This is a genomic window from Xenococcus sp. PCC 7305 (assembly GCF_000332055.1).
Taxonomy (GTDB): domain Bacteria; phylum Cyanobacteriota; class Cyanobacteriia; order Cyanobacteriales; family Xenococcaceae; genus Xenococcus.
This window is the reverse complement of the sequence record NZ_ALVZ01000134.1, coordinates 1-26,074: the sequence shown is the minus strand read 5'-3', so window position 1 is coordinate 26,074 and position 26,074 is coordinate 1. Positions and strand designations below refer to the sequence as shown.

At 36.8% G+C, this 26,074-nt stretch carries 31 protein-coding genes; 21 read left to right on the top strand and 10 right to left on the bottom strand.

Annotation, left to right across the window (positions count from 1 at the left end):
* Positions 1-147: 147 nt before the first annotated feature.
* The 4 genes from XEN7305_RS07445 (at position 148) to XEN7305_RS07430 (ending at position 2,543) form a co-directional block, all read left to right on the top strand.
* Entirely contained in the window at positions 148-498 is a 351-nt protein-coding gene (locus tag XEN7305_RS07445) for a DUF1636 domain-containing protein (RefSeq protein WP_006508769.1), read from the top strand.
* Between the two features lie 32 nt (positions 499-530).
* Positions 531-1,823, top strand: a complete 1,293-nt coding sequence (locus tag XEN7305_RS07440; protein WP_006508768.1) for an MFS transporter — start codon at positions 531-533, stop codon at positions 1,821-1,823.
* Between the two features lie 127 nt (positions 1,824-1,950).
* Positions 1,951-2,205 carry a type II toxin-antitoxin system HicA family toxin gene (locus XEN7305_RS07435; protein ID WP_006508767.1) on the top strand — a complete coding sequence of 85 codons (255 nt, stop codon included), beginning with the start codon at positions 1,951-1,953 and terminating at the stop codon, positions 2,203-2,205.
* Positions 2,202-2,543, top strand: a complete 342-nt coding sequence (locus XEN7305_RS07430; RefSeq protein WP_006508766.1) for a type II toxin-antitoxin system HicB family antitoxin — start codon at positions 2,202-2,204, stop codon at positions 2,541-2,543. The genes XEN7305_RS07435 and XEN7305_RS07430 overlap by 4 nt, the downstream gene beginning before the upstream one ends.
* A 204-nt stretch (positions 2,544-2,747) precedes the next feature.
* Here the strand turns inward: XEN7305_RS07430 and XEN7305_RS07425 are convergent, their stop codons facing one another.
* On the bottom strand, positions 2,748-3,146 hold the full coding sequence (locus XEN7305_RS07425; protein WP_006508765.1) for a hypothetical protein: 399 nt from the start codon (positions 3,144-3,146) through the stop codon (positions 2,748-2,750).
* A gap of 258 nt (positions 3,147-3,404) precedes the next feature.
* Here XEN7305_RS07425 and XEN7305_RS07420 point away from each other — a divergent pair, with 258 nt between their 5' ends.
* The gene (locus XEN7305_RS07420) at positions 3,405-4,271 is read left to right on the top strand and encodes a phosphatase (RefSeq protein ID WP_006508764.1); all 867 of its coding nucleotides are present in this window, start codon (positions 3,405-3,407) and stop codon (positions 4,269-4,271) included.
* 155 nt (positions 4,272-4,426) lie between these two features.
* Here XEN7305_RS07420 and XEN7305_RS07415 read toward each other — a convergent pair whose 3' ends face one another.
* Entirely contained in the window at positions 4,427-4,609 is a 183-nt protein-coding gene (locus XEN7305_RS07415; protein WP_006508763.1) for a CsbD family protein, read from the bottom strand.
* Positions 4,610-4,991: 382 nt separating this feature from the next.
* Here XEN7305_RS07415 and XEN7305_RS07410 point away from each other — a divergent pair, with 382 nt between their 5' ends.
* Together XEN7305_RS07410 and XEN7305_RS07405 are read left to right on the top strand one after the other, a co-directional pair.
* Positions 4,992-6,065, top strand: coding sequence for a TIGR00341 family protein (locus XEN7305_RS07410; RefSeq protein WP_006508762.1), 1,074 nt, complete (start codon positions 4,992-4,994; stop codon positions 6,063-6,065).
* 80 nt (positions 6,066-6,145) lie between these two features.
* Positions 6,146-7,105 carry a YegS/Rv2252/BmrU family lipid kinase gene (locus tag XEN7305_RS07405; RefSeq protein ID WP_006508761.1) on the top strand — a complete coding sequence of 320 codons (960 nt, stop codon included), beginning with the start codon at positions 6,146-6,148 and terminating at the stop codon, positions 7,103-7,105.
* 36 nt (positions 7,106-7,141) lie between these two features.
* Here the strand turns inward: XEN7305_RS07405 and XEN7305_RS26495 are convergent, their stop codons facing one another.
* Positions 7,142-7,588 (bottom strand): DUF2382 domain-containing protein, encoded by a 447-nt coding sequence (locus XEN7305_RS26495; RefSeq protein ID WP_006508760.1) that lies wholly within the window; start codon positions 7,586-7,588, stop codon positions 7,142-7,144.
* 288 nt (positions 7,589-7,876) lie between these two features.
* On the opposite strand from XEN7305_RS26495, the gene XEN7305_RS07395 reads away from it, so the two are divergent.
* Positions 7,877-8,218, top strand: coding sequence for a hypothetical protein (locus tag XEN7305_RS07395; RefSeq protein WP_006508759.1), 342 nt, complete (start codon positions 7,877-7,879; stop codon positions 8,216-8,218).
* A 156-nt stretch (positions 8,219-8,374) separates the two neighbouring features.
* Positions 8,375-9,130, top strand: a complete 756-nt coding sequence (locus XEN7305_RS07390) for a hypothetical protein (protein WP_006508758.1) — start codon at positions 8,375-8,377, stop codon at positions 9,128-9,130.
* A 150-nt stretch (positions 9,131-9,280) separates the two neighbouring features.
* On the opposite strand, the gene XEN7305_RS27490 is transcribed toward XEN7305_RS07390, so the two are convergent.
* Complete coding sequence (locus XEN7305_RS27490) at positions 9,281-9,457, bottom strand: YqaE/Pmp3 family membrane protein (protein ID WP_006508757.1); 177 nt, start codon at positions 9,455-9,457, stop codon at positions 9,281-9,283.
* A 236-nt stretch (positions 9,458-9,693) separates the two neighbouring features.
* On the opposite strand from XEN7305_RS27490, the gene XEN7305_RS07380 reads away from it, so the two are divergent.
* From XEN7305_RS07380 to XEN7305_RS07335, 10 genes are all read left to right on the top strand, one after another.
* Positions 9,694-10,059 (top strand): phage holin family protein, encoded by a 366-nt coding sequence (locus XEN7305_RS07380; RefSeq protein ID WP_006508756.1) that lies wholly within the window; start codon positions 9,694-9,696, stop codon positions 10,057-10,059.
* A gap of 262 nt (positions 10,060-10,321) precedes the next feature.
* The gene (locus XEN7305_RS07375; RefSeq protein ID WP_006508755.1) at positions 10,322-11,299 is read left to right on the top strand and encodes a YsnF/AvaK domain-containing protein; all 978 of its coding nucleotides are present in this window, start codon (positions 10,322-10,324) and stop codon (positions 11,297-11,299) included.
* Between the two features lie 24 nt (positions 11,300-11,323).
* Positions 11,324-12,124 (top strand): SDR family NAD(P)-dependent oxidoreductase, encoded by an 801-nt coding sequence (locus XEN7305_RS07370; RefSeq protein ID WP_006508754.1) that lies wholly within the window; start codon positions 11,324-11,326, stop codon positions 12,122-12,124.
* A gap of 36 nt (positions 12,125-12,160) precedes the next feature.
* The gene (locus XEN7305_RS07365; RefSeq protein ID WP_006508753.1) at positions 12,161-12,619 is read left to right on the top strand and encodes a BON domain-containing protein; all 459 of its coding nucleotides are present in this window, start codon (positions 12,161-12,163) and stop codon (positions 12,617-12,619) included.
* Between the two features lie 80 nt (positions 12,620-12,699).
* Positions 12,700-13,218 carry a DUF421 domain-containing protein gene (locus tag XEN7305_RS07360; protein WP_006508752.1) on the top strand — a complete coding sequence of 173 codons (519 nt, stop codon included), beginning with the start codon at positions 12,700-12,702 and terminating at the stop codon, positions 13,216-13,218.
* A gap of 110 nt (positions 13,219-13,328) precedes the next feature.
* A complete protein-coding gene (locus XEN7305_RS07355) occupies positions 13,329-14,039 on the top strand; it encodes a sterol desaturase family protein (RefSeq protein ID WP_006508751.1) in 711 nt (236 codons plus the stop codon).
* 115 nt (positions 14,040-14,154) lie between these two features.
* The gene (locus XEN7305_RS07350; protein WP_006508750.1) at positions 14,155-15,807 is read left to right on the top strand and encodes an alpha-amylase family glycosyl hydrolase; all 1,653 of its coding nucleotides are present in this window, start codon (positions 14,155-14,157) and stop codon (positions 15,805-15,807) included.
* Between the two features lie 154 nt (positions 15,808-15,961).
* Positions 15,962-16,261 (top strand): hypothetical protein, encoded by a 300-nt coding sequence (locus XEN7305_RS07345; RefSeq protein ID WP_006508749.1) that lies wholly within the window; start codon positions 15,962-15,964, stop codon positions 16,259-16,261.
* A gap of 213 nt (positions 16,262-16,474) precedes the next feature.
* On the top strand, positions 16,475-16,633 hold the full coding sequence (locus XEN7305_RS27485) for a YqaE/Pmp3 family membrane protein (RefSeq protein ID WP_006508748.1): 159 nt from the start codon (positions 16,475-16,477) through the stop codon (positions 16,631-16,633).
* A gap of 144 nt (positions 16,634-16,777) precedes the next feature.
* A complete protein-coding gene (locus tag XEN7305_RS07335) occupies positions 16,778-17,719 on the top strand; it encodes a mechanosensitive ion channel family protein (protein WP_040897045.1) in 942 nt (313 codons plus the stop codon).
* 253 nt (positions 17,720-17,972) lie between these two features.
* Here the strand turns inward: XEN7305_RS07335 and XEN7305_RS07330 are convergent, their stop codons facing one another.
* The 5 genes from XEN7305_RS07330 to psb35 all read right to left on the bottom strand — a co-directional run bounded on the left by XEN7305_RS07330 (position 17,973) and on the right by psb35 (position 22,209).
* Positions 17,973-18,215, bottom strand: a complete 243-nt coding sequence (locus tag XEN7305_RS07330; RefSeq protein WP_006508746.1) for a hypothetical protein — start codon at positions 18,213-18,215, stop codon at positions 17,973-17,975.
* A gap of 334 nt (positions 18,216-18,549) precedes the next feature.
* A complete protein-coding gene (gene corA / locus XEN7305_RS07325) occupies positions 18,550-19,710 on the bottom strand; it encodes a magnesium/cobalt transporter CorA (protein ID WP_006508745.1) in 1,161 nt (386 codons plus the stop codon).
* A gap of 37 nt (positions 19,711-19,747) precedes the next feature.
* Positions 19,748-21,373, bottom strand: coding sequence for a mechanosensitive ion channel family protein (locus tag XEN7305_RS07320; protein ID WP_006508744.1), 1,626 nt, complete (start codon positions 21,371-21,373; stop codon positions 19,748-19,750).
* Positions 21,374-21,660: 287 nt separating this feature from the next.
* Positions 21,661-21,966 (bottom strand): hypothetical protein, encoded by a 306-nt coding sequence (locus XEN7305_RS07315; protein WP_006508743.1) that lies wholly within the window; start codon positions 21,964-21,966, stop codon positions 21,661-21,663.
* Between the two features lie 60 nt (positions 21,967-22,026).
* Positions 22,027-22,209 carry a photosystem II assembly protein Psb35 gene (psb35, locus tag XEN7305_RS07310; protein ID WP_006508742.1) on the bottom strand — a complete coding sequence of 61 codons (183 nt, stop codon included), beginning with the start codon at positions 22,207-22,209 and terminating at the stop codon, positions 22,027-22,029.
* A 368-nt stretch (positions 22,210-22,577) separates the two neighbouring features.
* On the opposite strand from psb35, the gene XEN7305_RS07305 reads away from it, so the two are divergent.
* Positions 22,578-23,597 (top strand): hypothetical protein, encoded by a 1,020-nt coding sequence (locus XEN7305_RS07305; RefSeq protein WP_006508741.1) that lies wholly within the window; start codon positions 22,578-22,580, stop codon positions 23,595-23,597.
* 49 nt (positions 23,598-23,646) lie between these two features.
* Positions 23,647-25,011, top strand: a complete 1,365-nt coding sequence (locus XEN7305_RS07300) for a mechanosensitive ion channel family protein (protein WP_006508740.1) — start codon at positions 23,647-23,649, stop codon at positions 25,009-25,011.
* Here the strand turns inward: XEN7305_RS07300 and XEN7305_RS07295 are convergent.
* Positions 25,004-25,891, bottom strand: coding sequence for a mechanosensitive ion channel family protein (locus XEN7305_RS07295; protein ID WP_006508739.1), 888 nt, complete (start codon positions 25,889-25,891; stop codon positions 25,004-25,006). The two genes, XEN7305_RS07300 and XEN7305_RS07295, sit on opposite strands and share 8 nt — an antisense overlap.
* Between the last annotated feature and the right edge of the window lie 183 nt (positions 25,892-26,074).

Here is a 26,074-nt window from a genome sequence, read left to right as displayed (position 1 = left end):
AACTAGTGCCGCTGCGCGGAAGTAATAAGTAATAAGTAATGAGTAATAAGTCTTGATACATCAGCTTTTTGCCCTTCGTTGATAGATAGCTTATTTACGCCCACGTCCACTAGATAAATTTCATCAATAGTAAAAGAACTGATTTTTATGTCGAAGCCTATTTTATTTGTTTGCAAATCTTGTAATGCGGTATCGCAACCAGACTTAGAACCAACTCAGGGTGCTTGTTTATTCAAGCAAGTTCAAGAACTTAATCAAGATAGGTTTGTGATTCGAGCAGAAGAATGTTTGTGGATGTGCGAACAAGCCTGTGTCGTGGCGATCGCGGCAGAAAAACAATCTACCTATTTATTTACAGATTTACCATTGCAAGACAGCGCTGAGGCTTTACTCGAATTTGCCGAGCTTTATTTTGATTATCAAGGCAAATCTATTCCTTTTAAAAAATTTCCTCAACCGCTTCAGTCAGTTCCGATCGCTCGAATTCCATCGATTTAGCTAGATCATGATTTCTCTAATTCTCTAAAATAGTGCGTAAATTTATCCTCATTTGGTTTGGTCAACTAATCTCTACCATCGGCAGCTATATGAGTGAGTTTGCGCTGACTCTCTGGGCTTGGCAAGTGACAGGTTCAGCAACAGCTTTAGCTTTGGTGGGATTTTTCTCACTGCTACCGCGTATTTTTATCTCTCTTTTCGCTGGTATTTTGGTTGATCGCGCTAATCGCAAATATTTAATGATTTTAGGTGATGCGATCGCCGCTGCTTCTACTGTAGGGATCTTGATTCTTCATCTCTCAGGCAATCTCGCTATTTGGCATCTGTATGTAGCGGCATCGATTAATGGCGGTTTTGGTCAAATTCAACAATTGGCTTATTCGACTTCGATTACTCTTTTGGTTTCACCGCGAAATTATACTCGTGCTAATAGTATGAATTCGGTGGTTCACTATGGTTCTAATATTATTGCACCTGCGATCGCGGGACTGCTTTATCCGATGATTGGTTTAGCAGGAATTCTACCCCTTGACTTAGTAAGTTTCGTTATTGCGATCGCCACTCTAATTTGGATTCGCATTCCCCAACCTGATCCGAAGCAGAGAGAGCAGAAGATTGTAGGGGCGCAAGGCTTGCGCCCGAATAAGAGAAGTGTTTTGTGGGAAGAAATTACGTTTGGGATTCGTTATATCTGGCGGAGTTCTAGCTTAAAGACTTTAATGATGATTACCGCTTGGTTTTGGTTTGCCCATGATTTGGGTGCTGCGATCGATGAACCGATGATTCTAGCTCGCTCAGGCAATAGTTCTCAGGCTTTAAGTGTAATTCTCTCTATTGCAGGTATCGGCGGAGTCACTGGTGCAGTAGTTTTAAGTGCTTGGGGTGGCACAAAGCAACGTGTTAATGGGATGCTGGCTGGGTTTATGGGGGCTGGCTTTGCGAAAATTATATTTGGTTTAGGTCAAAATCTGACTGTTTGGTTACCTGCGCAATTTTGTGCTTCTTTGAGTTTTCCTTTATTGGGTAGTTCGGAAACCGCATTATGGATGGAAACTGTACCGTCAGAATTTCAGGGACGGGTTTTTGCCGCTAATTCCTTGGTTTTAGAATTAGTTAGTGCGATCGCGATGTTGATAGCAGGACCCATTAGCGATCGCATTTTGGAGCCAGCTATGCAGTCACAAAATATTGTCAGTTTTCTCTTGATTCCGATTTTTGGTAATGGTGCTGGTGCAGGAATGGCATTATTGTATGTGGTGAGTGCGATCGCTATGTTGTTGATTGGCGCGATCTCTTATCGATTACCTCAACTGCGTTTTTATTGAATTAATGAGACAGTGACGCTTTTCGCCATACTTCTTGTTTAATAGACATTAGCTGAAAACTGCAACTAATTTTAGTTGCGTTTCTCTGGGTCATCTCTTTACAATCGACATAGTAGAGGAGAAAAAAATGACTCGAAAAGAGAAGCTAATCCAGCGCCTGAAAAATAAACCCAAAGATTTTACTTGGAATGAATTAACTTCACTGTTAACTGGATTGGGTTTTTCTGAGGTTAAAACAGGAAAAACAGGTGGTTCGAGAAGAAGATTTATTCATCCTAGTAATATCGTCATTATTCTTCACAAACCGCATCCTGGCAGCATTTTAAAAAGATATCAAATAGAGCAAATAATTGAGGTTTTATCTGGAGAAGAACTGATATGAAGAACTTAATGGAATATAAAGGCTATCTAGGCTCAGTAAATTACAATGATGAAGATGAAATTTTTTATGGTCGAATTGAGTATATTCGCAGCCTCATTAGCTACGAAGGTCATGATGTTGAATCACTAAAGAATAGCTTTCACGAAGCCGTAGAAGATTATCTAGAACTTGCTCGAAATCAAAATATTGAACCAGAACAGCCTTTTAAAGGTAGCTTCAATATCCGGACTGGCAGCGATCTTCATCGCCGAGCAGCTATTGCAGCCAAACAACGAGGAATTAATCTTAACAGATTAGTTAACGAAGCTATCGAGCAGTATCTCAAAAGTTTTGCTTGATTAGCAATCATTCAATAGGAGTAGTAATATTAATTCTTCTACAAGTTAATTCACGGGCGATGACAGAATTTACCAAACATCTTGTGTGAATTAGCTTCTATTATGGAAAGCGCCTGAAATAAAGTACAAATATTTACCCCTCAGAGATTTTTATTCACGCTATACTCCTTTATCTTAAGACAGATGGCAAAGACTAATAGTTAATTAAGAGTTAGATTCGATTATCTGAGGTTTTTTATCTGTCAATATTTCTATAATATTATTAGTTGTACAAATAACATAATGTTTAAGATCTGGAACTATTCTAGTCAAAAATTCAGGCTCTTGATACTGTTTCAACCAAGAAGAATTTTTAACAGTAAATGTAGAACCAAATCTTTGGTCAGTTTCATCGAGATAAGACCAAAGTTTAGTTTTATATGTTTCATCAATACTTTTATATGCTGGACAATGGGAGTCAAAAATAAATAACGATTTTTTGTCATTGTCTCCTCTTATGTTAATCTTTAATGCTTCTTTATCTTGAATTAAAGATTCAAAAGCTGGATTAGATACCGCTGAAAGTGGAGTTTCCCATTTCTCTATTTTCCATCCCTGACACATTATTACTTTTCCTGGGTAAATCAATTTTTTTAGTTATATATGTTCTACAGTAACCCAAGATATTATCTAGCTTTATCCCTCTAAAGTTAGATAGTATTTTTGCTTGTTATATTGGAATGTCTAGATATAAGTCTAGACAGAACAACAATATGACTCTATTGATTATTAATAAAATTAAACCTTAGATAGATAACATTTTTTTAAAAGTAATCAACTATTAGAGGCAGCACCATAAAATATTATTGTTAATAACTAATTATGAATCAAGCCACTAAACTACTATGCCCAAGAATCGCGATCGCTTTTGATTTTGACCGAACTCTAATTCCTGATGATAGTTTCCATCTATTATTAAAAAATTGTCAACTAGATGTCGATGATTTTATTGATAATCGAGTAGATCCCCTTTTTGCTAATGGCTGGGACAGATATTTAGCTAAAGCCTATTGTCTAGTTAAAGAATCTCAGCAAAGAAAAGATAATAAAATCACTCAAAGTAAACTCGTAGAATTGGGGAAGAAGCTAAAGTTATATGATGGCGTAACTTCAATGTTTGAGCTTTTACAGCAAAAAGTTAAAGGGATAGATCCTGAAATTGAACTAGAGTTTTATTTAATTTCTGGTGGTTTTGCTGATATCCCTCGTAGTACCAGTATTGCTAAATATTTTAAACGTATCTGGGGTTGCGAATTTCAATATGGCGATCGAGGAGAAATCGAATTTATCAAACGACAAATGACTCATACCGAGAAGACTCGCTATCTATATTATCTTTCTAAAGGTATCGAGAAAGATAATGAAAAAGATTTAATTTATAATTATCAAGATTTATCAGAAGATAAGATTCATGTTCCACTAAGTCAAGTAATCTACGTTGGTGACGGTTCTTCTGACATTCCTTGTTTCACTGTGATTAATCAATATAGAGGAATTGCTTTAGGAGTTTATCCTCAAAATTGCACTGCTGATGAATGGAAATATCTAGAGAAGATTAATTATAGTCAAAGAGTTTCTGGTTTAGTTCCTGCTAATTATCAAAAAAATTCTCAGCTCATTCGTTCACTGCTATTAGCAATAGATTGTATTGGCAAAAGAATTGCCCTTCGTAAATTAAACCTAGAGTAATTTACACTGTAAATATTTTTAGTAAAATGAGTTTGAGAAACTAAAAACTTGAGAAAAAGCTGATAATTCTTTCTCTCAAGTTAAAGTTTGCTTCCACTAGAGTTAATTAAGGAAATAAAACCCTAAGTTTTTGACTTATGGCTTTACAGCAGATATTAGTCAATAGCATTTTTTACTGCATCTTTAGTATCTTCAACAGCATGTTGTGCAGAAGCTTCAACTTGTTTAGCTTTTCCTTCGGCTTGATCTTGCTTGTCTCCAGTGATATTTCCTAGAGCTTCTTGAGCTTTACCTTCTAAGTTTTTCGCAGTAGCTTCTATTCTGTCTGTGGTACTCATGATAAATGTCCTCTCTGTAATTTTTTTGTTTGTTATTACTTGCAATATTAAAAAAAAAATACCAAAAATTAATCTATCAAAAGTCTTAATTATTAATTTTTTGACCAACAATACAATGTCCAGTCAACTTTGCGTAGCATTGCCAAAGCTCTCCGTCGCTTAGCGGTGTGTACTCAAGAGAAAGTACAAAATTTTTAATATCTATGTCTTAAGAAAGAGGATCATTAGCTCTAAAATACAGCATCATGAGGTGTTGTTTATTTTTTTGCTACGATTTCTTTTCTCGATAATTAGACTTGTTGCGAATTAAATATATGTGTTCCTGAATATGGTTAAATCCCCTTGATGCTTAACTTACAAGTTGTCTATTATTGAATTTAGTATGATACTTACTCATAATCCTCGATATGTTGTTTATCTCAGATATACTCTGCGAAAAATCAATCGCAGACTTAATCTAAAGCAACTTTGGTATCAAGATAACGGAAATTGGCATTGGATCAAGGAAAAAGCGACACCGATCGCTAGTCTCAATCGCAGTCTGTGGCGTTTATCTGTGCCTTCTTTTGGTTTTCACTTCATGTTGGGATTATCAGCAATTATTGCGACCCTGGGATTACTGGCCAACAATGTGGCAATTATTATTGGAGCCATGATCATCGCACCTTTAATGGGACCAATTGTCGGCATGGCTTATTCAATAGCGATGGGGAATCGGATGTTGCTGCGTCGTTCGAGTTTGACAATTATCAAAGGTATAGTTCTAACCATTTTAGCTTCTTGGTTGACTGCTTCAGTGATTGGGTTAAAAACTGTGGATTCTGAGATACTTTCTCGTACTAACCCTACTCTAATCGATTTTGGGATAGCTATGGCAGCAGGAGCCGCAGGAGCTTTTGCCAATACTCGTCGCAGTATTTCTGATGCGATACCAGGAGTTGCGATCGCTGTTGCTTTAGTTCCACCTTTGAGTGTAATTGGTATTGGTTTGGCATTAGGAGAAGAGGAAATTGTTGTAGGATCTTCATTACTATTTTTAACCAACCTAATTTGCATTATCTTTTTTGGTGGTTTAGTCTTTCTATTTCAGTCCTATGGAAATATTGAGCGTGCTAAACAGGGACTAGTGATGTCTACTGTGGTAATGTTTCTTTTGGCGATTCCCTTAACTTTTTCGATGCGAAAGTTGATTGTCAGAAAGAATTTTCATTATCAAATTTCAAATTTAATTGTTCACGAAACAAACACTTTTGCCAATAGCGCGATTAGATCAATCAAGGTAATTTCCCACAGAGATTATCTAAACGTAAAAATAGAAGTTGCCGCGCCAATTGATACAATCTCTCAGGAAGAAATTGATCAAACAAGGCAATTGCTCTCTCGAAGAATTGGTCAAGATATTGACTTAGAAGTTAAAATAATTCCTGTCAAGATTTTTAAGTCTCCGAATAGTTAAGCATAAATTTCTTCCTCTAGACAGAAGCAATAATATTTAAATTAGCTTAATTTAAGAGTAAGCTATATTATTAATATATTATGTTTCGTTCTGCTTGTTTAATTTTCAATCCTGTTGCTGGACAAAGCGACTCAGAGCAAGATTTGACTGTGATTAAAAATATTCTAGAACCAAAATTTGACTTAGATATTCAATTTACAACTAAAGAAGTAAACGCAGGAGAATTAGCTAGTCAAGCTCTAGAAAATAACGTCGATCTGATTATTGCTTCGGGGGGTGACGGTACAGTTTCAGCGGCGGCGAAAGCTTTAATCGGTACAGATATTCCTTTGGGGATCATTGCTCGGGGCACAGCTAATGCCTTTGCTAATGCTTTGGGTCTTCCTGATACCATAGAAGCTGGTTGTAAAATGATTATTGATGGTGCAACCCGAAAAGTTGATGTCGGGAATTGTAACGGGAAACCAATGATTTTGCTAACAGGGATTGGTTTTGAAGCCGAGACTTTAGATAATGCTAATCGCGAAGCCAAAAACCGTTGGGGAATGCTAGCCTATATCATATCTGGATTTAAGCAGCTTCAAAATTTTAACAAGTTTAACGCTGAAATTGAGACTAATGACAAAATAATTTCCGTTGCTGCTAACGCGATAACGATTGCTAACGCAGCACCTCCGACTTCTATTCTGGCTCAAGGGACTGCTGGGGTAATTTATGATGATGGACTATTCGACGTGACCATTATTACACCTCAGAATAAGATGAGCGCGATCGCTGCTTCTTTACATTTGCTGCAAAGTACTAATAACGATGAAGCCGCCACAAGAGATGATATTGGATATTTGCGAACTAAACATATCAAAGTTACAACTGATCCGCCGCAAAAAATTGTCCTTGACGGCGAGGTCATTGGTAAAACTCCCCTTGAAGTTAAATCTATTCCTGGCGGGTTGACAGTATTTACCCCGAAAGACCAAGCAGTACAAGCAGAAGAAAAACTTGAACATTTGCCAGGAGTTAACATCGAAACTAAAAACTGAAACTTGTTACATTACTTTTCTCTTTCATGGCTACTGTTAATACTGATCGCAGATATTTTGATGTTTTATTTGCCGTTCTAAACAGTTAGTCGCTATTTCTAAACGAACCATAACTTTATCTGCTGAGCCAAGATGTGCGATCACATCTAATAGTTCCTGAGCTGTTGAAAGTTCGAGATACTTACTTTTCGTCGAATAAAGATTATTGTTATTACGTAATTCTTCAAAGGAAAAACCATTAACTTTATCTTCTTTAGTGATGACCGCTGTTAAGAGCTCAGGATCTTTGCCAATTCGTTCGACAATTAATTTTTCTCGTTTTATAGGGACTTGTACCATTCGCGTCTCGACTTGTTTGCGAATAACAATTTCTCCTACTTTCTGCTGATGATGATTTACGAGTAATTTTTCTTCAAACAAAGGAATCTTGTCCAAGTTTGAATCAGCAGATTGCTGGTTGTTAGGGTCATTGATAGGTTTCATCTGATAATTTTACTCTCAACAAAATTGTGTTCGTATATTCTTTGATTTGAAACTTTAACTACTTATTCTTTTTTAGTAATAATTAGTTATGCTTATATTACTAGCTATCTAGTTGAATTTTATCTGACTTAAGAAATATATGTATATAAACAATTCTTAGTCTCATAGTCTCACTAACTAATATCACTAAAGTTAGAGAAAGGTAACTTATGTCTTTTGGTAGATGTGAGCAAACTACAATTTTGGCTAAATGATTAAGTAGTCACGAAAAAATATTGAGGTAAATTTATGCTACTCAACAAAGCACAAAATTGGTTAAAATCTTCTATAAAATTAGTATTAACAGTATTAGTCTGTGGTCTATTATTTATCTCTAATACCTATCCAGCTCAAGCCACAACTAGTAAACCCACAGATGGGGAAGTTAGTTTAAACAGAATTCAAGCCAAAACAGAAAATGTTGCTCGCTCTAATCCCCGCGGCATTGATGAAATCATTGAAACATCTCGCAACGGTCTAAATGGAGTGCAAGGTGGAGCAGATAAAAATAAGATGATTTCTCCTGAAGATACGAATGCGACTACAGTCGAAGATCAAGCCGTTAATTTATTGGACAATCTGTTCAACTAAGCAAAAGTAACTAGCGAGAAGTTAAAGATTTCTTAAATAATTTGAGACTTGTTGAAATGTTACTAATTTTAACTTTTAGAACTCCTTGAAGTTCTTCACTTAGCACATAAAAATTAGTATAGTGAGGGTTAATCCCTCACTTTTGAGGTATAAACTATGAGTAATCCCAGAAAAGAAAAGATTATTAATGACTTGAAGCGAGCACGGCAAACAGGTGAGTTGAAAGCCGAAAAAATTAAAGAAATTATTAGTACAGCTATAGCCGAAGCCAGATCTGAAGTAAAAGAAGGTAGAGAAGAAATAAGTAATCTGGTTAAAGATGCAGTTTCTGCCGTAGCAGAAATTTTTCAAGATAAAAAAGGCGAAATTAAAGAAGAGATAACTGCATCCATTGAAGGGGCAATTGAAGGTATTGCTAGTACCAAAAGAGAGGCAATTGACACTACTAAATTAGAGATTAACACTTTACAAGCTAAAGTCGACAATGAAGAAGAACAATTGCAACAGCAAATTGATAATGCTTTAGAAGATTTACAAGATAAACCATCACAAGAATTGACGAATAGTAAAGATACCATTGCAGAGGCAGTTTCTGGGATAAAAAATAGCGAAGAAGTCGCTTTATTGCAAAAACGTTATGCTCAATTAAAAGCACAATTAGCTATTGTACAAGCAAATTTAGCTAATAGATATGGCGAAAAAAATATCGATCAATATCTAGATGATGCTAAAGCTTGGTACGAAAAAGCAAAAAATAACCCTGAAGTGTTTACCGAAAAAATAGAACAACAACAACAGAGTTTTGAGCAAAAATTAGGAGAAGCAGGTTCTGCGATCGCGAAAAAAGAACGACAAATAAAACAACTTCTCCAGGAACTATGGCAATCAATTTCTGAGATATTTCGCGACTAATGAATGTATCTCAATCTCGGAAGTAAAGCTTACTACTTCTACTAACTAAATAGATAGTATGACTCGATAACCATTGCAAAATAGCCTCCCAAAAGACTCGGGAGGCTATTGCTTTATTGTGAGAATTTATTTGTTACAAAAACTTCAATACTAAGCAATATTTTGCTCTGATCTTTTGGATATAATCCATAGAGCATGAATAACACCAGGAATCCAGCCCAATAATGTTAATAGAATATTAATTACTAACGCTTGACTAACTCCCATTGTCATAAATACTCCAAGGGGGGGTAGTAAAATCGCGGCAATGATATTTATAATTTTCATGTTTATTCTCCTAAAATTCAAAATTCTAGTTAATTAGATATCCACTACTTTAGATAATTCTGTACCAAAATTCATTCCGTCTTAAGAAAGATAAATAGAAAATTAATATAAAAAATAAAAATACATCTTTTGCTAGACGTACTAAGTAATTATTATGTTTGATAATTAACTAGAAAATGAGTAAAGCAACATAAGTAAGTTTTGTTTTACATAAGTAATTTAGGAGTTAATAAATTATGATAGGCTCACTTTTAACTATCTTAGCAACTACGCTAAGCCTTTTAGTAGTTGATATTATCTTTTCTGGAGTAAATATAGCTAATTTTCCTGCTGCTTTAATTGCTGCATTGGTTATCGGATTAATCAATACAGGAATTAAACCAATAATATCTTTATTATCCTTACCCCTTAATATTCTTAGTCTAGGAGCATTTTCTTTAGTAGTTAATGGTCTGTGTTTTTGGCTAGCTTCATTAGTCGTACCAGGTTTCAGAGTTGTGGGATTATTAGCGTTTATTCTCGCCCCCGTAATTCTTTCTTTTGTTAATACTTTTCTTGGCAATTATTTTGCTGAAAAATTTCCCAATGCAACTGAAAGTTAATTAAAAAGATCCAAATCAATGACAGTGCAATATTTTCATTACCCTCTAATTTTTCTTGTAATTCTATCTTAAGACTGTCACTCAATAAATCTCTAGATAGATAACCTATTACAAGAAATCTGAAATATTAGAAGTGGAAGGAAAGAAAACTTTTCTTAGAAAATTCTCCAAGAAAAGTTTTTTTTCGTAAAACTGGTCTGATAGGTAAATATCTATAAATTACCAGTTATTATTACAGTAAAATATTCGAGGAATCAAAATTATGAATAATATTCAATATAAACGTGTTGCTGGACTATATCATAGTCACAAACAAGCAGAGGCAGCAGTACAAGACCTCAGAAATATTGGCTACGATATGGATCGAGTGTCTGTTATTGCTAAAGATACAGATAAAGTTGCAGGAAAAGAAACAACAGAAACCGTAGGGAATAAAGCCGAAGAAGGCGCTGCTACTGGAGCCCTGACTGGTGGAGCCTTAGGAGGTATTACTGGCTTACTAGTTGGCTTGGGCGCCTTGGCGATTCCTGGGATTGGCCCTATCTTATTAGCTGGTGCCGAAGCAACTGCGATCGCAACAACTCTCGCTGGCACTGGTATCGGTGCTGCGGCTGGAGGCTTGGTAGGCGCCTTGATTGGCTTAGGCATTCCTGAAGAAAAAGCTAAAGTCTACAGTGATCATATCAAGAAAGGTAGTTTTCTAGTAATGGTTACAGGATCATTAGCAGAGGCAAATCGTGCTGCAACTATCATGCGCCGACATGGTGTTAAAGAACTAGATATCTACGATATTCCAAAAGCTAGAGCGACAACCGTAGCTGATGTAGATAATGACATCAGAAGCCGAACCGACATAGCTGATGAAGAAAAAATTAGACTATATGAAGAACGCTTAATGGTTAACAAAGAGCGTGCTAAAACTGGCGAAGTTGCTATTGGTAAACGCGTTGAGACTGAAACAGCATCAGTATCTGTACCAGTCTCAAAAGAGCGTATCGTTGTTGAGCGTACAGATGTCACAGATAAGACCGTAATTAATCCTAACAAAGTAGATTTTCAAGATGGTGAAGTCTTACGGATGGATGTTTACGAAGAGTCTGCCGATATCGAGAAGCAAGCTTTTGTGCGCGAAGAAGTTAGCGTCCGTAAAACAGTAGAACGTGATACTGTCAAAGCCAAAGAAACTATTCGCCGCGAAGAGCTAGAGGTAAAAACAGATGATGAAGTAATTAGCAAATAAGTAACAGAGAATACGAGGAACAGCATGGATTTTGGGATTAAAGATAAAGTAGCAGTGATTACTGGTGGCGACTCTGGGATAGGCAAAGCTACGGCTAAGTTACTAGCTGCTGAAGGAGTAAAAATTGCGCTGCTAGATAAAACTACAGATGAATTAAAGGCTACCGCCGAAGAAATCGCGAAAATAGGCGAAGTTATGCCAGTTACCGCAGATTTGAGAAATCTTGAACAAGTAGAAACTGCTAAAGAGCAAATAATTGATCATTTTGGAGCAGTTCATATTTTAGTTAACAATGCTGGAATCACTGGTGCAACCAAAGATTTTTTGGAATTGACTGATGCTGATTGGAATGAAACAATTAATGTCGATTTTATGGCGGCAGTGCGAGTTTGTCGGGCTTTTATCCCTTCTATGCAACAAGAGAAATGGGGACGTATTATCCTCATCGGCTCAGAAGATGCAGTACAACCCTATACTGACGAGATGCCTTATTGTGCCGCCAAAGCAGGGATTCTCAATTTAGCGAAAAACTTGTCGAAAGCCTATGCGAAAGACGGTATCTTAGTTAACTCTGTATCTCCTGCCTATATAGCCACTCCGATGACGGATGCCATGATGGAAAAACGGGCAAAAGAGAAAAATTTGAGTTTTGATCAAGCCATCGAAACTTTCTTGGATGAAAAACGCCCTCATCTGGAACTGCATCGCCGAGGAAAGGCACAAGAAGTCGCTGCTGTTATTGCTTTTCTTTGTTCTCAACATTCTAGCTTCGTCGTAGGAGCTAATTACCGAGTTGATGGCGGTTCCGTCGCTACCATCGGCTAATCATAATCAAAAAATTATTAACAATTGGAGAAAAAAATGAATAAACTAATTACTTTTCTATTAGGTGGAACAATGCTTTTTGGTGCTGTTGCTTGTGATGTAGCAAGAACTAGTTCTGACGCTCCCGATTCAGTGGACGAAAGTCCTGTGGTCGAAGATATAACAGAAGTAGAAGGAACCCTAGAAGATGCTAGTAGTGAGCTTCGCCAAGCTCAATTGGATTCGGACATTCGTGCTAGAGAAGAACGCAATGATCTATTTGGTGAAGAAGGGCAAAGAAATGATTCTGATCTTGAAAGTCAGGTTAGAGCTAAGTTAGAAGCTAATATTCCCCGTGCAAAACTAACTGTAGATGCTGAAGATGGTGAAGTGGCGATTGTCGGAACTGTTCCTAGTCAGAAGGAATATGAAAGTATTAAACCTTTGGCACAAGAGATTCTAGGGGTTGACAATGTCAAGATGGAAGTAGAAATTGTTCCTTCTACAGAATTATAGATTATTGCCAAACAATTAAGAAATAAGAGGGTTTAGCCTGATATCTAAGCCCTTTCCCAAGAAATCAACCTTTAAGTTATATGTTTGAAAATCCTTTTCTCAATACTATTATTTTGGGGACGGTTGCCTATGTCGCCATAATTTTTATGTTGCGCCTATCGGGCAAACGTACTCTAGCTAAATGGAACTCTTTTGATTTTGTAATTACGATCGCTTTTGGTTCGATTTTATCGAGTATTTTATTATCGACTAAAGATTCTTTTGGGACTGGAATTTTGGGTTTTGGTTTACTTGTTTTGTTTCAATATATTTTGACTTGGATCGCGACACGTTCTTCCCTCGTCCAAAAATTGATCAAAGCTGAACCGTCATTGTTACTCTACAAGGGTCAACTTAAACAGGATGTTCTGAAGCGAGAGCGAGTAACAGAAGGAGAAGTTCTTGCTGCTTTGCGCTCTAATGGTATTGGCGCAATTGAAGATGCCGACGCCGTAGTATTAGAGACAAATGGTAATTTTAGTGTGATTCAAGACTTGAGCAACGGTACCGCCTCAGCTCTGAAGGATGTCAAGGAATGCGATCGCGCAGCGCCTCGCTGAAGGCGAGACCGCACAATCTTTTCTTGACACTGAGACGACAAAAACTTAGAGAGCTATACCGAAAAACTAATTACTTTTTTTGAAATTTTATACTTTAGGGCATATAATCTATGAAGCTTTGGTTCTATTATCTTTTCGCCTTTTTCGGAATTATCCTACTGCGCTATTTCTTGTTAGCAGGAGGAGCTTATTGGTTATTCTATTTCTCGGCAAACAAATCTTTTGTTAAACAAGCTCCCCCTACCAAATTTTTGAGTTGGCAATCTGTACAAAAAGACATCTTCCTCTCGGTTATCGCAGCAATTGCTCTAGCTATTTGTGCGGCAATAGTTATGACAGCTTACGATTCTGGGGCTACCAGCTTATACGAATCAGTAGATGATTATGGAATATGGTATTTAATTACCAGCTTTTTTGGGATAATCTTTCTTCAAGATACTTGTTATTACTTTTTGCATCGTGCATTTCATCATCCTTCGCTATTTAATTTTTTGCATCAGGGACATCATAACTCTAAAAATCCTACGCCTTGGACATCTTCTGCTTTAGATTTTCCGGAAGCCTTAATTCAAGGACTGTTTTTAGTCGCCATAGTTTTTACAATTCCGCTTCACATCACTGTTCTAATTTTATGGTTAATTACTATGACTATCTGGGCGTTGATCAACCATCTTGGTTTTGAATTGTTTCCCAACTTTCCTCAGCATTGGCTCGGCAAATGGTTCATCAGCTCGGATCATCATTCTTTGCATCATAATTATTACGATCGCCATTATGGATTGTATTTCACCTTTTGGGATCGACTGTTAGGCACTAATTAGTACAGGCTTTCTAAATACAATTTATCTCTAAAGATAGATGTCATTAGTTTTATAAAAATAATATATTTGCTATCAAGATATTATTTTCTTTTCTAAGTTTTTTGAGGCGTTTTTGATGAAAAACATAATAGAATTTAAATTATTTGCTCCCTATAATAAAGAAGCTGCTATTATTGGTTCTTTTTCTAATTGGCAACCTGTAGCAATGAAAAAAGACGATGATGGTTATTTTAAAACAAAAATTGAATTAGAAGACGGAGAGTACGAATATAAATTTCGGGTACGTTCTCTGAGTTGGTTTTTAGAACAAGATGAGTGGGTAGAAATTGTTGATCCCTATGCCAAGAATATTGCCCCAAAAAGCCAGAACGGCACGATTACGATCAAAGACGGCGAGAAAATTGTCGATACCTATGTCTGGCACCATGACGATAAACCATTGCCACCAGACCATGAATTAGTGATTTACGAACTTCATATTGGTGATTTTTCTGGTGGAGAAGACGACCCAGAGGCGCGCGGTAAATATCAACATGTGATTGAAAAGCTAGATTATTTAGTAGATCTAGGGGTTAATGCTGTTGAACTAATGCCGGTCAAAGAAAACCCTGGTACCTACAGTTGGGGTTATAGTCCACAACATTTTTTTGCCGCCGAATCTAATTACGGAACTACCCACGAACTGAAACATCTTATCGACGAATGTCACGCTAGAGGAATTCGAGTAATTATAGATGGGATTTATAATCACTCTAATACGGATTGTCCTTTAACGCAGATTGATCACGACTATTGGTATCACCATTCGCCTACCGATCCTGATAATAGTTGGGGACCAGAATTTAATTACGAACATTACGACGAGAATTTAGATCTTAAACCTGCCTGGAAATATATTGGCGATACAGTAGATTTTTGGATCAAAGAGTATCATATAGACGGTATTCGCTACGATGCGGCTAAACAGATTGATAATTACGATTTTATGCATTGGGTTGTTAATCTAGCTAAAGAATATGCAGGAGAAAAACCTTTTATTAATATCGCCGAACATATTCCTGAAGACCCAGCAATTACTAACCTCGAAGGCCCGATGGACGGCTGTTGGCACTATAGCTTTTACTACACTGTAGTTGAACATATCTGTGGCGATCGCTATGAGCCTGAAGAACTCAAAAATGTGCTTGACTGTAAGCGTCAAGGTTTCCTTGGGACAACCAATGTGGTGAATTATATATCTAACCACGACCATCAACGAGTCATGGTAGAGCTCGGCGAGCGCGGAATTGTCGGTGAAGCTGCATTTAAAAGAGTAAAGTTAGCAGTTGTACTGTTGATGACTGCGGTAGGAATTCCCATGGTTTGGATGGGAGAAGAATTTGGTGACTATCAACCTCTCAATCAAGAAGCTAGTAAAATTGACTGGACTTTACTGGCTGGAGATCAAAATAAACAGCTTTTAGCTCATTATCGAGGTCTCATTAATCTTCGTAAAAACAACCACGCACTATATACAGAAAATATTGAATTCTTTCATGAAGATCCAGAATCAAAGGTAATTGCCTATACTCGTTGGAATGATCAAGGTTCTCGTGTCGTGGTAGTGGCTAATTTTTCTGACCAGTATTTAGCTGGTTATGCTGTACCAAATTTCTCCAACGATGGAACTTGGCACGAATGGACTGGTAGTTACGATATTGAAGCGGGGAATGGACAGATTCTGGTCGATTTACCTGAATATGAAGCTCAGGTATTTGTTCAGAGTTAAATAAAATTGCAACTATCTGTCTAAAGATAGAGTTTGACAATTTAACAAGATCAAGAATCTAAATCTTTGGGGGGATTCTTGAAAATTGTATGTTTGTTAGTTTTGGGATGTGAATAACTAACGATCAAAAAAAGTATTTGGAGAAAAAATAATTATGGTAACTAGTTCTGAAAGTAAACAGGCTTATCAAGAAAAAGTGAAAGCGCAGCTAGATAAACTTAATGCTCAAATCGATGAACTAAAAGCCAAAGGTGAGCAAGCTAAAGCTGATGCCCAAGTTGAATACCATAGTAAAATGGAAGAACTTTACACTAAACGTGATGCTGCTCAAGCAAAATTTGAAGAGTTACAGCAAACTAGTGAAGAAGCTTGGGCAGAAATGCAGAAAGGTTTTGAAAAAGCTTGGACAGAATTAAATAATGCTTGGGAAACTGCTCTTGCTAAGTTTCAGTAATTCAAATCAACAATTGTCATTCAAAAAAGCAAAGAGATCGCTATAATTCGTAAGCATTGACTTATTGAGCTTATAGCTTTGTAGCTTAAAACTTAAAGCTTTTGATAAATCATAAATTGTCAAGATTTATTTGATGGTTAAAATAATTATGATTTCTCGATTTAACCGTCATTTCTATCTTGACTAAGTAGTAAACAATCAGCAATTAAGATAATGGACCTCATTAGAATATTGTGTGCTATCTTTTTACCACCTCTGGGTGTATTTTTACAAACGGGATTGAGCACTCAACTATTAATTAATATTTTTTTGACTTTACTAGGATATATACCTGGAATTGTTCATGCGGTATGGATAATTGCTAAAGAATAGTCAGTCTAAGTAGATTAGGTATAGTTAATTACATTTTCTTTAAATTAAATATACCTATCTCCTAATTCATGAACAAATTAACAATAGATTACTTATTACCTTTGCCCAGCGGCACTAATGACCGTTAAACTAACTTTTAAAAATATGAATCAAATAATAGATACAGTAGTCAATAGCCTACAAGATTTATTAGCAAACACCATTAAAATTGTACCGGCAATTATTACTGCTCTGGTAATCATCATGCTGACTCGCTATGCGGCTCAGTTTATGATAGGAATTGCCGAAAGAATAGGGAAACGAACTTTACAAAGTAAATCATTACAGCTGTTATTTTCTAAAACAGCACATATTACAACTTGGGTTATAGGAGTTGTCATTGCTTGTGTAGTTGCTTTTCCTGGTTTACGTTTAGGTGATATTATTGCTACTCTCGGGCTTAGTTCTGTAGCCATAGGTTTTGCATTTCAAGATATCTTTAAGAACTTTCTCTCGGGAATTTTAATTTTGGTTCAAAGACCATTCCGTATTGATGATCAAATTATAGTTGGAGATTATGAAGGTACAGTAGAAAGAATTGATATCCGAACTACTAAAATTCGCACCTATGATGGGGAAAGAATACTCGTCCCTAATTCAGAAGTTTTTACCAGTGCAGTTAGGGTACGAACAGCTTTTAACCAACGTCGTACCGATCTAGCAGTCGGAGTTGACTATAACACTTCTCTGCCTGAAGCTAAGAAAATTTTACTAAGAACCATTAAAAAAGTCGAGGGTGTATTAGAAAAGAAAGCCCCAGAAATAGATTTAGTAGGATTTGGTGATAGTTCGATTGATTTTGTTATTCGCTACTGGACTCATCCTAGACAACCTCAGGTGCGACAGGTACAAACTAGAGCAATTATAGCGATTAAAGCAGCTCTCGATGCGGCAAATATTAGTATTCCCTATCCGATTCGTACCTTATATTATTACAATCAGGATAAATATAATGATTATATACCTTCTAATAATCAAGGTAATCATGCTAAGAATCATCAAAACAAAGACGAAGAAGATAATTCCTATGCCGGTTCGATAAATTAATGTGAGTTCGATGAGTACAAAATTTACTGGTTCTGAATAAGGATTTAGGGATTTAGGGATGTAGGGTGAAGCCTATTACTTCGTTGCCCAACTTGGGAAATTTAATCAAATAAAAATTCGTCAAACTGACGTTAAACTAATAAATGAGTTTGCTTAAATAAATGAGTTTGCTTAATCGATAAAGAAAATAGAAAAGGAAAACAGTTGCAATATTGGCAACTGTTTTTTAGAGCAAGAATTTAATTGGTAATAGCTAGAGTTTTGTAGCTGTCTCAGGAGAAATATCCATGATTTTCCTCTTTTCTTTAGCTATTTGTTGATCGGTAATTAAATCTTCTAGTTCGTCGATATTAACCCCAATTTCTTCACAAGCTTTGATTAGTTTTTCTTTGAATAAGTCAATATTCTGTCCATAGCCAGATTGTTGGGCTGCTGTTATAATCCCTTGTCTGGCATTAGCTTTGGCACAATTAATTAATTCTATTCCTTGAAGCATTGAGATTTCCTATTGATTAATTTTATTTGTTGATTCTAGTTAAAGGTTTACTTTTATAATGAATAGACATAAATATATTTATGCTTTCATTTCAATATTACTTATCTTACATTTTTTTTGTGATCACTATATCTACTGGAAGACTAATATTTAGAAATAATTATAAATATGGCAAAAAAGATTATCTGTCTCAGGACAGAGTCTTATATCTTTCATGAGTATGCTTATAAAAGCAATTTTTTTTGTATATTAATGATGTTAAATTGTCATTTGTTATTTCCTAAAAAACAACTAGTCTGACAAATCATAAAAAAATCTAGAGGTTTATTTGCTTCTATTTCTTACGCTTGGGAGTAGCCATATTGCTAAACCAACCCTTTCGCCAAAAGAAATATATCATGGCAGTTGCGATAAATATCATAATTCCCCAAAAAAATGCATAACCCCAATACCAATTTAATTCTGGCATATTCCAAGGAGAAGCTTGGGGATTAAAATTCATGCCATAAATACCAGCAACAAAAGTTAAAGGAATAAAAATAGAAGAGATCACGGTCAGCAATTTCATCACCTCGTTCATTTTATTGCCAACTGCCGAGAGATAGATATCTGTTAAACCAGAAGTCAACTCTCTATAGGTTTCAATAATATCGATGATTTGTACTGCATGGTCGTAACAGTCTCGCAAATAAATAATAGTTTCCTCGCTAATTAAAGGACTTTTATCTCTAATCAACATATTTAAAGCATTCCTTTGGCTCCAAATAGCCCGACGCAAAGCTAGTAATTCTCTTTTGGCTTGATAAATTTTAGCTAAAGTACCATTATTAGAATTAAAAATAACTTCATCTTCTAATTCTTCAATTTTTTGGCTAAATATCTCTAGGATGGGGAAAAACCCATCAACAATAGCATCCCAGAGAGCATAGGCTAAATAATCAGTTCCTTTATTTCTAATATTGCCTTTTTGAAATTTAATCCGCTGCCGAATCGGCTCTAAACAATCTTGTTCGGGTTCTTCCTGTACGGTCAAAAGATAGTGCTGACCTAAAACAAAACTAACTTGCTCTAAACGAAAGACTTCGTTTTCTGAGTTAGGCATGACCATATGGGTGATAATTACCAATTGTTCTTGATAATCTTCTATTTTGGGTTGTTGGGGGACATTAACTATATCTTCGAGTACCAAAGGATGTAATGAAAATACGGTACCAATTTGGTGCCAAAAGTCTTCATTGCCTAAACCTCCAATATTAAACCAGGATACTGAGTTGGTATAAAAATATGGCCCGCAAGCTTCTGGTGCAAGGTCATGATGAAGCCTTACTTGTTCAGAATTATAATCAATCAGATCTATAGGCGGAAATATTGCATCCTGGGAGATCTGAAGAGTTCCTGGAAGACTTCCTGGTGTTTCGTAGCTATAATCAAATAACCTTCTGCGCTTAATTTTTTTGAGGATTTTGCTGGAATAGAATTTGTTTTTTTGCTTCATGGGGAAATCAGTTCCTCAACTACATTAAGCTAATTGTTCATTCTTTATTAAAATATTTCGGTACGGGAATTATGATTCCGGCTTCGTCAAAAGCTAACTTTATACGTAAGCGATATTCCCTAGCGACGTTAACCTTCTCTAAGGGTTTGGTTTTTATCCACAATTTTACTAGGATCGCGCGATCGCTAAAATCTTCGATACCCATCAACTGGGGTTCTTCGATAATGCGCCATTGCCATTGGGGGTCTTGACTCATCTCCCAGGCAGTTGCTTCAATTATCTTGATTGCCTTTTTAATATCAGTATTATAAGCTACAGGAATATTAAGATCGACTCTTGCCCAGCTTTTTGTTAGGTTGGCTACTGCGGTGATCTGGCTGTTGGGAATAGTAATTAATTTACCTTCAGCATTACGCAGTTGCGTAATTCGTAAATTTAGTTCTTCTACCATACCCGACCAGGTTCCCGTATCAATGACATCTCCAATGCCATACTGGTCTTCAAAAACCACTAAAAAACCGTTGATGACATCTTTAATCAAATTTTGCGAAGCCAGAGAAACGGCAACCCCTAAGAGTCCCGCACCCGCGATCAAAGGTGCAACATCAGCTCCTAAAATAATTAAGCTCAAGATTAATCCTAAGATTAACCAACAAATAATTACGATCCATTTGATAGCACTAACTATAGTGGAAATTCTGAGTTCGGCTCGTTCAATAGCGATCGCAGAGAGAAAAGGATTAATTCTAATTGAGGATACAAAGCGATCAATAAACACATAACTTAAACGAATAGCGAGAGAAACCCCTAAGATCACAAAGCCAATGACAATCGGAATTGTTAACGCACTAAGCAACGTGACTTGCAAAGGTCGAGTATAGGGAAATAAATTGAGGCAAAATAGAATCCCACCTAAACAAAGTAGAACTTGAACGTATAGTAATAATCTATTTTCAAAAGCTTTGAGATTTTGGTGAAATTTTTGCTGAATAGATCTAGCATTTGTGGTGCCAGTATTCGAGTTGTTACCTTTTGTTTCCCGAAGTTGAATGCGTCTGCGTTGTTTTAGGAGTAACCAATTAACTATTGCGATCGCAAAAAGGGTGCCACAAGTGATCGCTCCTTGCCTGAGTAAAAATCTTGGTTGTCGTTCTTGTTTCGCTTTAATTAATGATTGTTGGAGAATTTCACTTAACTGTATTGCCCAGTTATGAGTGGTAATAACCCGTTGTTTGGCATCGAGTTCGGTTACGGTAAGTAGATATTGACCGTTAATATTAATTGTAGGTAAATCATTGACGGTTAAGACATTTACTTGTGGAGAATTACTGCTATTTTGAAAATAAGCGGTGCTTATTTGTGCCAAATGATTTTGAATAGTTTGCACTCGCTCTGGTAACAATTCTTTGGCAGCAGAAATTTTGAAAAGACGACGACCATCTAGTCGGATCCATTCTGTCGACAGGGTTTCGCTAGAATTAGACAAGCGGGATAAAGCAGGAAGGAAAGTCGATACATTCTTGGTCGCTACTGATGCAGAGTTTCCTAGCGTATTGGTTACAGGGGAAGATGTTTGAGCTCTTAAGGGAGATGTCAAATAGGTTAATCCCACAATTAAAACAATAATGAGCCAAAATTTCAGGCGCGGAAGTGAGAAAAACATGAAACACTACTAAGATTTTAAAGTAAGTTGGTTGGTGATTTCCGCACTGTAACAAATTATGTTTATTTACTGTTTATCTAGACTTGCCTTACATTGATATCTTGATAGGGATAAGCAGCATCTATTTGTCTCTATAGCAAACAAGACTCTGATTATTTTCAAAGTCTTGCCTGGCATAATTCTTCTTAAAAAAGTTGTCGATTTTTGTCTCAATGTCTGATCACCTCATCAGAGATGAAAGCAAATCAACTGTCAGAGAAAACTCTTATTGCTTCCGCGCAGCAGCATTAAATCATACCCACGCCCTTGCCGCCAGGAGTATTAATATCTTTCATTTCTTCAACACGTTGTTCTTTTTCTTTGGCTTTATCTGCTGCCCTATCTCCAGGAACTTCGTAATACATTTCAGGCTCGATCGCATAGTTATTTGCTAAACCTTCGCGATCTACTGTATAACCAGCAGTGGCATCGGTATTTTCTTCGTTGTCAGGAAGTTTTTTGAAGTTTTCACCTTCTCTTTCCATGCGGGCTGCGGTTTCAGCTGAGGTAATACCACGATCATAATTAGCATCTTTGGCTGTCTTATTTTCCATATTTGTTGTCTCCAATAGGTTACTGTAGTGAATATTTGAAAGGTTAAAAGTTGGTTTTATTTATTTGTTAATGTTAGGAACAACATCAGGACGTTCTGTGTTTTCCCAACCAGCAGGGCGTTTAGAATTGTACCAAGCGATCGAACCAATGGTAACGGCGGCAATAAAGCCTAATCCTAATACTGCTGAGGCTGCATAGGGAAAGTGAGATCCGCTATCAGTAATTTGCAATAATAAATTCATAAAGATTGTTTTCCTTCGTTTCTGAACTACTTACAAACTTACCCTGTAAACTCTTGCTGCCACATCTCTCTTCCTATAGATAAGCGATCAGTCCAAAGATAGATTCAGAATTAGCTGACAAGAAAAACTAAAATATTCAATAGCAATAATTGTTTAGATTCAGTCAAATAGCAAAAGCTATCTAGTTTCTATCGAGAGTTAGATGCTTAGCTATTATGGCAACTGATATCTTCTTATTAAATGAATCAGTGACCTACATATCTAAATTGATTATGTTAATTAATTCGTCCTGGCTAATCAAATTGTAATTAATGGTTATAGTCAGAAGTTTTACTATTAATTCATACCAATCCACAATATTTTAAAATATGACCAACACAACTTTCCCAGAAAATTTTTTAGCCGCAACCAACAATACAGTAGATAGTTTAACCGAAACTTTAACTACCGAAACGCAAAAATTCCTCGAAACAACAACAGCCTCCACGGGAAAAACTCTAAAATGGATTGCCTCTAATCCGATTCTCAAAGCTGCCGACAATACTATTGGCTTAGATTGGTTGATGACCTTTTTAGGAAAAATAGATGTTACCCAAGTAGAAGAGACAGTGGCTAAAATGCGATCGCAATATCCTGATGAAACTCCGTCTCAAATCGCTCACCGTTTAATTGTCCAAAAAGCTTGGATGGGTGGTCGTTTAGGCTTAGTAACTAATATTATTCCCCCGATCGCGGCGCTATTTTTAGGTGTGGAATTAATCGCTACTACCAGATTACAAACTGAGATGGTTTATGAAATCGCCGCGGCCTATGGTTTAGATTTAAGTAATCCTAGTAGACGTGGTGAAGTGCTTGCGATCTTTGGTTTATCCCTTGGCGCTGATCTTGTAAAATCTGGCTTAAGTATCGTCGAAGTTATACCTGGTATCGGTGCAGTGGTGGGAGCGTCAACTAATGCGGCTATGCTGTACGTTTTAGGACGAACTGCCTGTCGTTTTTACGAGAGAAAAACCCTTTACCAAGAAGTGGCATCCATGCAGCAAGAAACCGATGCCGATTGGCAAGTTGCTTTTAATCAGTCAAAAATTATGGATCGTGTTTTAATTCATATGGTACAAACCAGTTATCCTCAACAGGGTTGGAAAGCAATTTTACCTACAATTAACAAGATATCTCCTTCTTCGGTGAAAACTGTTGCCCTAAATCTGGAACAACCTCAGAATCTATCCGCATTACTAGAAAAGTTACTACCAGAGTTTGCCCCTTTGACCTTAAATAGATGTTATGAAATTGCCAAATCTAACGGCGAAGTTACATTAGAAGAACAGGAAATATTGAGCCAGATCGCGATTAAATTTGACTTAGAGCTGTCAGCATTAGATAAATAATCCTAGCCCTACTAAAACGAACAACCGAAGAGTTTATCACTATATATCGATGCTTAATTTTTCCTACTTATTTTTAGGACAATCTACTAAACTTAATCGCTCCCGAAAATTCCCGTTAACTATTACTTTTTTCGCTGTTGTTACTCTATCACTGGGTACTGTTACTCTAGCTTTTGCTCAAGAAGAGGAAATTATTCCGATTCCTAGTAAATCAGAGTCAGCTATTATTCCTGGCGATGGATTATATTTTGCCGATGTGGTGGTGCGAAACCGTCCTTTATTTCAAATTGGTAGTTTACCCCAAATCGATGCTAGTGCTAGAGCTCAGATTATTAATCGTCGTTTAGCCAGTTTGTTGGCACAAAATGAAAATCCAGGCAAAGTAGAAATTGCCCCCGATGAACCTCGCAAAATCGCTACTTTACGTCTGAACAATCGTATCTTGATGACTGTTACCCAACAAGATGCCGAGGATTTTGGCTTAAGTACTGACGAACTAGCGGAAAAATGGGCAGAACAGCTTAATAATGCTTTTGCTCAACCCCCATTGGCGATCGATGTTACTCAGCGTCTTTATACAACTACCAGAGAACTACTGCGAGATCTAGTAGGTAATTTACCATCTCTAGTCGGCGCAATTATTGTTGTAGGTCTAACTTGGGCTGTTGCGAAGGGAGTACGCTATCTTGCTTTTACTTGGGCGCAACAAACTGAAGGAGATTCTAGCACCGAACTTTTGATCGGCAGACTCAGTTATGGTGCTGTTTGGGTAGTCGGTTTTATCATTGCTTTGGGCGTGATGGGTCTAGATTTTGGTGCTTTGTTAGGTGCTTTGGGACTAACCAGCGTCGCCATTGGTTTTAGTCTCAAAGATGTTTTAAGTAACTATATTTCTGGGGTGATTTTACTGGCAGCTCGTCCTTTTAGAATCCACGATCAGGTAGTGATTGACGATTATGAAGGAACTATCACCCAAATTCAGCTACGAGCTACTACGATGAAAACCTATGATGGGAGACTCGTTTATATTCCGAACCAAGAAGTGTTTCAAGCGAGCATTATTAACAATACGGCTTCTCCGAAAAGAAGAAGTTCAGTGATGGTGGGAATTGATTATGAAGAAGATATCGATAAGGCGATCGCAGTTATTCATCAGGCACTACAAAATCTTAAAGAAGTAGAAACCCAGCCCCAACCAGATATTTTAGTGAAGGAACTGGCTGCTAGTACAGTAAATTTAGAAGTTCGTTTTTGGGTCGATTCCCACAGAGCAGGTTTTTTGGCAACGACCTCTAAGGTTACTCAAGCGGTTAAAGAAGCTCTAGAGAAAGCCAATATTGATATGCCAACAGATATTTATACTTTAATTATGCGAGAATTACCTTCGCCAGTGACAGCTAATAAAATCAATTAAATTCTGCTCCTGCACTTTTGGGATCAAAGACACGAGGATAGGCTAATTTATGTTTCGTAAAAGCTGCTTTAGCTCTAACTGTTAAATCGGTTTTATAGACGAATTCATCCCGCGCATCGAGAGGATAGGATTTGAGTTTGAATAAACTTCCCCAGGGTTTTTCTTCCATCACAACTAGAATCGGCAATTTGAGAGCTGTATACTTACTAGTCTGAGCAACTCGATAAAGAATTTTTCTCACTAAATTAACATCTATATCATGGGCAAAATGAAACTCGGTAACTACCTGGGCTTCTAAAGCTCCTGTGTTGGCATTGGATATGGCTTCTGTCCAAATTTTATTATGGGGAATCGTGATTGTATTATCGTCAGGAGTTTGAATTTTTACCGCCCTAATACCATAGCTAATTACTTCACCATAAAACTCACCAATTTGAACGCGATCGCCAACACTGTAGGGAGCTTCAAATAAGCCAACGATCCCTGCAATAATCGAACTGGCATAATCTTTAAAGGCAAAACCCAAGGCTACTGCTACTGTTCCTGTTATCGCGATGATATTTTCTTGCGATAAATTCAGAAATAAATTCAGTAAAATTATAGTGGTCGCAGTTAACACCATCATCCGTAGGAAAGGCAGAAATTGCTTAACTCGCAACCGCCATTCCTTGGCAATCTTTTCAGAAATCCAGATAATGACTTTATCTATGACTCTTAAGATTATATAGGCAGCTAATACAACAAAAATCCCCTGAATAATTTTTTCTATAGTAATTTGAGATATAACTTCCGTTGTATCTTTCACTGTATCTTTCACTGTTTCCTCAGCAAGATTCTCTGAAGATTGCGCTAAAAGATAGATATGGGGTTGAATATTCATTATCAACAGGTAATAAGTTTAACGGGGCTTCGCCCTTGAAGGCAGAGGGCAGAGGGCAGAGGGCAGCGGTGAGACCCCGCGCCGAACCTCTCTAAATCTCTCCTGAAAGGAGAGACTATATTGTTCCCCTTCCTGTAGGAAGGGGTTAGGGGTAGGTGGCGCAAGGGAACGCTCACCAAGAGA

Excerpts from the sequence above, each read along its gene's own strand:
- XEN7305_RS07445 (WP_006508769.1), top strand. The coding sequence starts at position 148 with ATGTCGAAGCCTATTTTATTTGTTTGCAAATCTTGTAATGCGGTATCG.
- XEN7305_RS07435 (WP_006508767.1), top strand. The coding sequence starts at position 1,951 with ATGACTCGAAAAGAGAAGCTAATCCAGCGCCTGAAAAATAAACCCAAA.
- XEN7305_RS07430 (WP_006508766.1), top strand. The coding sequence starts at position 2,202 with ATGAAGAACTTAATGGAATATAAAGGCTATCTAGGCTCAGTAAATTAC.
- XEN7305_RS07425 (WP_006508765.1), bottom strand. The coding sequence starts at position 3,146 with ATGTGTCAGGGATGGAAAATAGAGAAATGGGAAACTCCACTTTCAGCG.
- XEN7305_RS07420 (WP_006508764.1), top strand. The coding sequence starts at position 3,405 with ATGAATCAAGCCACTAAACTACTATGCCCAAGAATCGCGATCGCTTTT.
- XEN7305_RS07415 (WP_006508763.1), bottom strand. The coding sequence starts at position 4,609 with ATGAGTACCACAGACAGAATAGAAGCTACTGCGAAAAACTTAGAAGGT.
- XEN7305_RS07410 (WP_006508762.1), top strand. The coding sequence starts at position 4,992 with ATGATACTTACTCATAATCCTCGATATGTTGTTTATCTCAGATATACT.
- XEN7305_RS07405 (WP_006508761.1), top strand. The coding sequence starts at position 6,146 with ATGTTTCGTTCTGCTTGTTTAATTTTCAATCCTGTTGCTGGACAAAGC.
- XEN7305_RS26495 (WP_006508760.1), bottom strand. The coding sequence starts at position 7,588 with ATGAAACCTATCAATGACCCTAACAACCAGCAATCTGCTGATTCAAAC.
- XEN7305_RS07395 (WP_006508759.1), top strand. The coding sequence starts at position 7,877 with ATGCTACTCAACAAAGCACAAAATTGGTTAAAATCTTCTATAAAATTA.
- XEN7305_RS07390 (WP_006508758.1), top strand. The coding sequence starts at position 8,375 with ATGAGTAATCCCAGAAAAGAAAAGATTATTAATGACTTGAAGCGAGCA.
- XEN7305_RS27490 (WP_006508757.1), bottom strand. The coding sequence starts at position 9,457 with ATGAAAATTATAAATATCATTGCCGCGATTTTACTACCCCCCCTTGGA.
- XEN7305_RS07380 (WP_006508756.1), top strand. The coding sequence starts at position 9,694 with ATGATAGGCTCACTTTTAACTATCTTAGCAACTACGCTAAGCCTTTTA.
- XEN7305_RS07375 (WP_006508755.1), top strand. The coding sequence starts at position 10,322 with ATGAATAATATTCAATATAAACGTGTTGCTGGACTATATCATAGTCAC.
- XEN7305_RS07370 (WP_006508754.1), top strand. The coding sequence starts at position 11,324 with ATGGATTTTGGGATTAAAGATAAAGTAGCAGTGATTACTGGTGGCGAC.
- XEN7305_RS07365 (WP_006508753.1), top strand. The coding sequence starts at position 12,161 with ATGAATAAACTAATTACTTTTCTATTAGGTGGAACAATGCTTTTTGGT.
- XEN7305_RS07360 (WP_006508752.1), top strand. The coding sequence starts at position 12,700 with ATGTTTGAAAATCCTTTTCTCAATACTATTATTTTGGGGACGGTTGCC.
- XEN7305_RS07355 (WP_006508751.1), top strand. The coding sequence starts at position 13,329 with ATGAAGCTTTGGTTCTATTATCTTTTCGCCTTTTTCGGAATTATCCTA.
- XEN7305_RS07350 (WP_006508750.1), top strand. The coding sequence starts at position 14,155 with ATGAAAAACATAATAGAATTTAAATTATTTGCTCCCTATAATAAAGAA.
- XEN7305_RS07345 (WP_006508749.1), top strand. The coding sequence starts at position 15,962 with ATGGTAACTAGTTCTGAAAGTAAACAGGCTTATCAAGAAAAAGTGAAA.
- XEN7305_RS27485 (WP_006508748.1), top strand. The coding sequence starts at position 16,475 with ATGGACCTCATTAGAATATTGTGTGCTATCTTTTTACCACCTCTGGGT.
- XEN7305_RS07335 (WP_040897045.1), top strand. The coding sequence starts at position 16,778 with ATGAATCAAATAATAGATACAGTAGTCAATAGCCTACAAGATTTATTA.
- XEN7305_RS07330 (WP_006508746.1), bottom strand. The coding sequence starts at position 18,215 with ATGCTTCAAGGAATAGAATTAATTAATTGTGCCAAAGCTAATGCCAGA.
- corA (WP_006508745.1), bottom strand. The coding sequence starts at position 19,710 with ATGAAGCAAAAAAACAAATTCTATTCCAGCAAAATCCTCAAAAAAATT.
- XEN7305_RS07320 (WP_006508744.1), bottom strand. The coding sequence starts at position 21,373 with ATGTTTTTCTCACTTCCGCGCCTGAAATTTTGGCTCATTATTGTTTTA.
- XEN7305_RS07315 (WP_006508743.1), bottom strand. The coding sequence starts at position 21,966 with ATGGAAAATAAGACAGCCAAAGATGCTAATTATGATCGTGGTATTACC.
- psb35 (WP_006508742.1), bottom strand. The coding sequence starts at position 22,209 with ATGAATTTATTATTGCAAATTACTGATAGCGGATCTCACTTTCCCTAT.
- XEN7305_RS07305 (WP_006508741.1), top strand. The coding sequence starts at position 22,578 with ATGACCAACACAACTTTCCCAGAAAATTTTTTAGCCGCAACCAACAAT.
- XEN7305_RS07300 (WP_006508740.1), top strand. The coding sequence starts at position 23,647 with ATGCTTAATTTTTCCTACTTATTTTTAGGACAATCTACTAAACTTAAT.
- XEN7305_RS07295 (WP_006508739.1), bottom strand. The coding sequence starts at position 25,891 with ATGAATATTCAACCCCATATCTATCTTTTAGCGCAATCTTCAGAGAAT.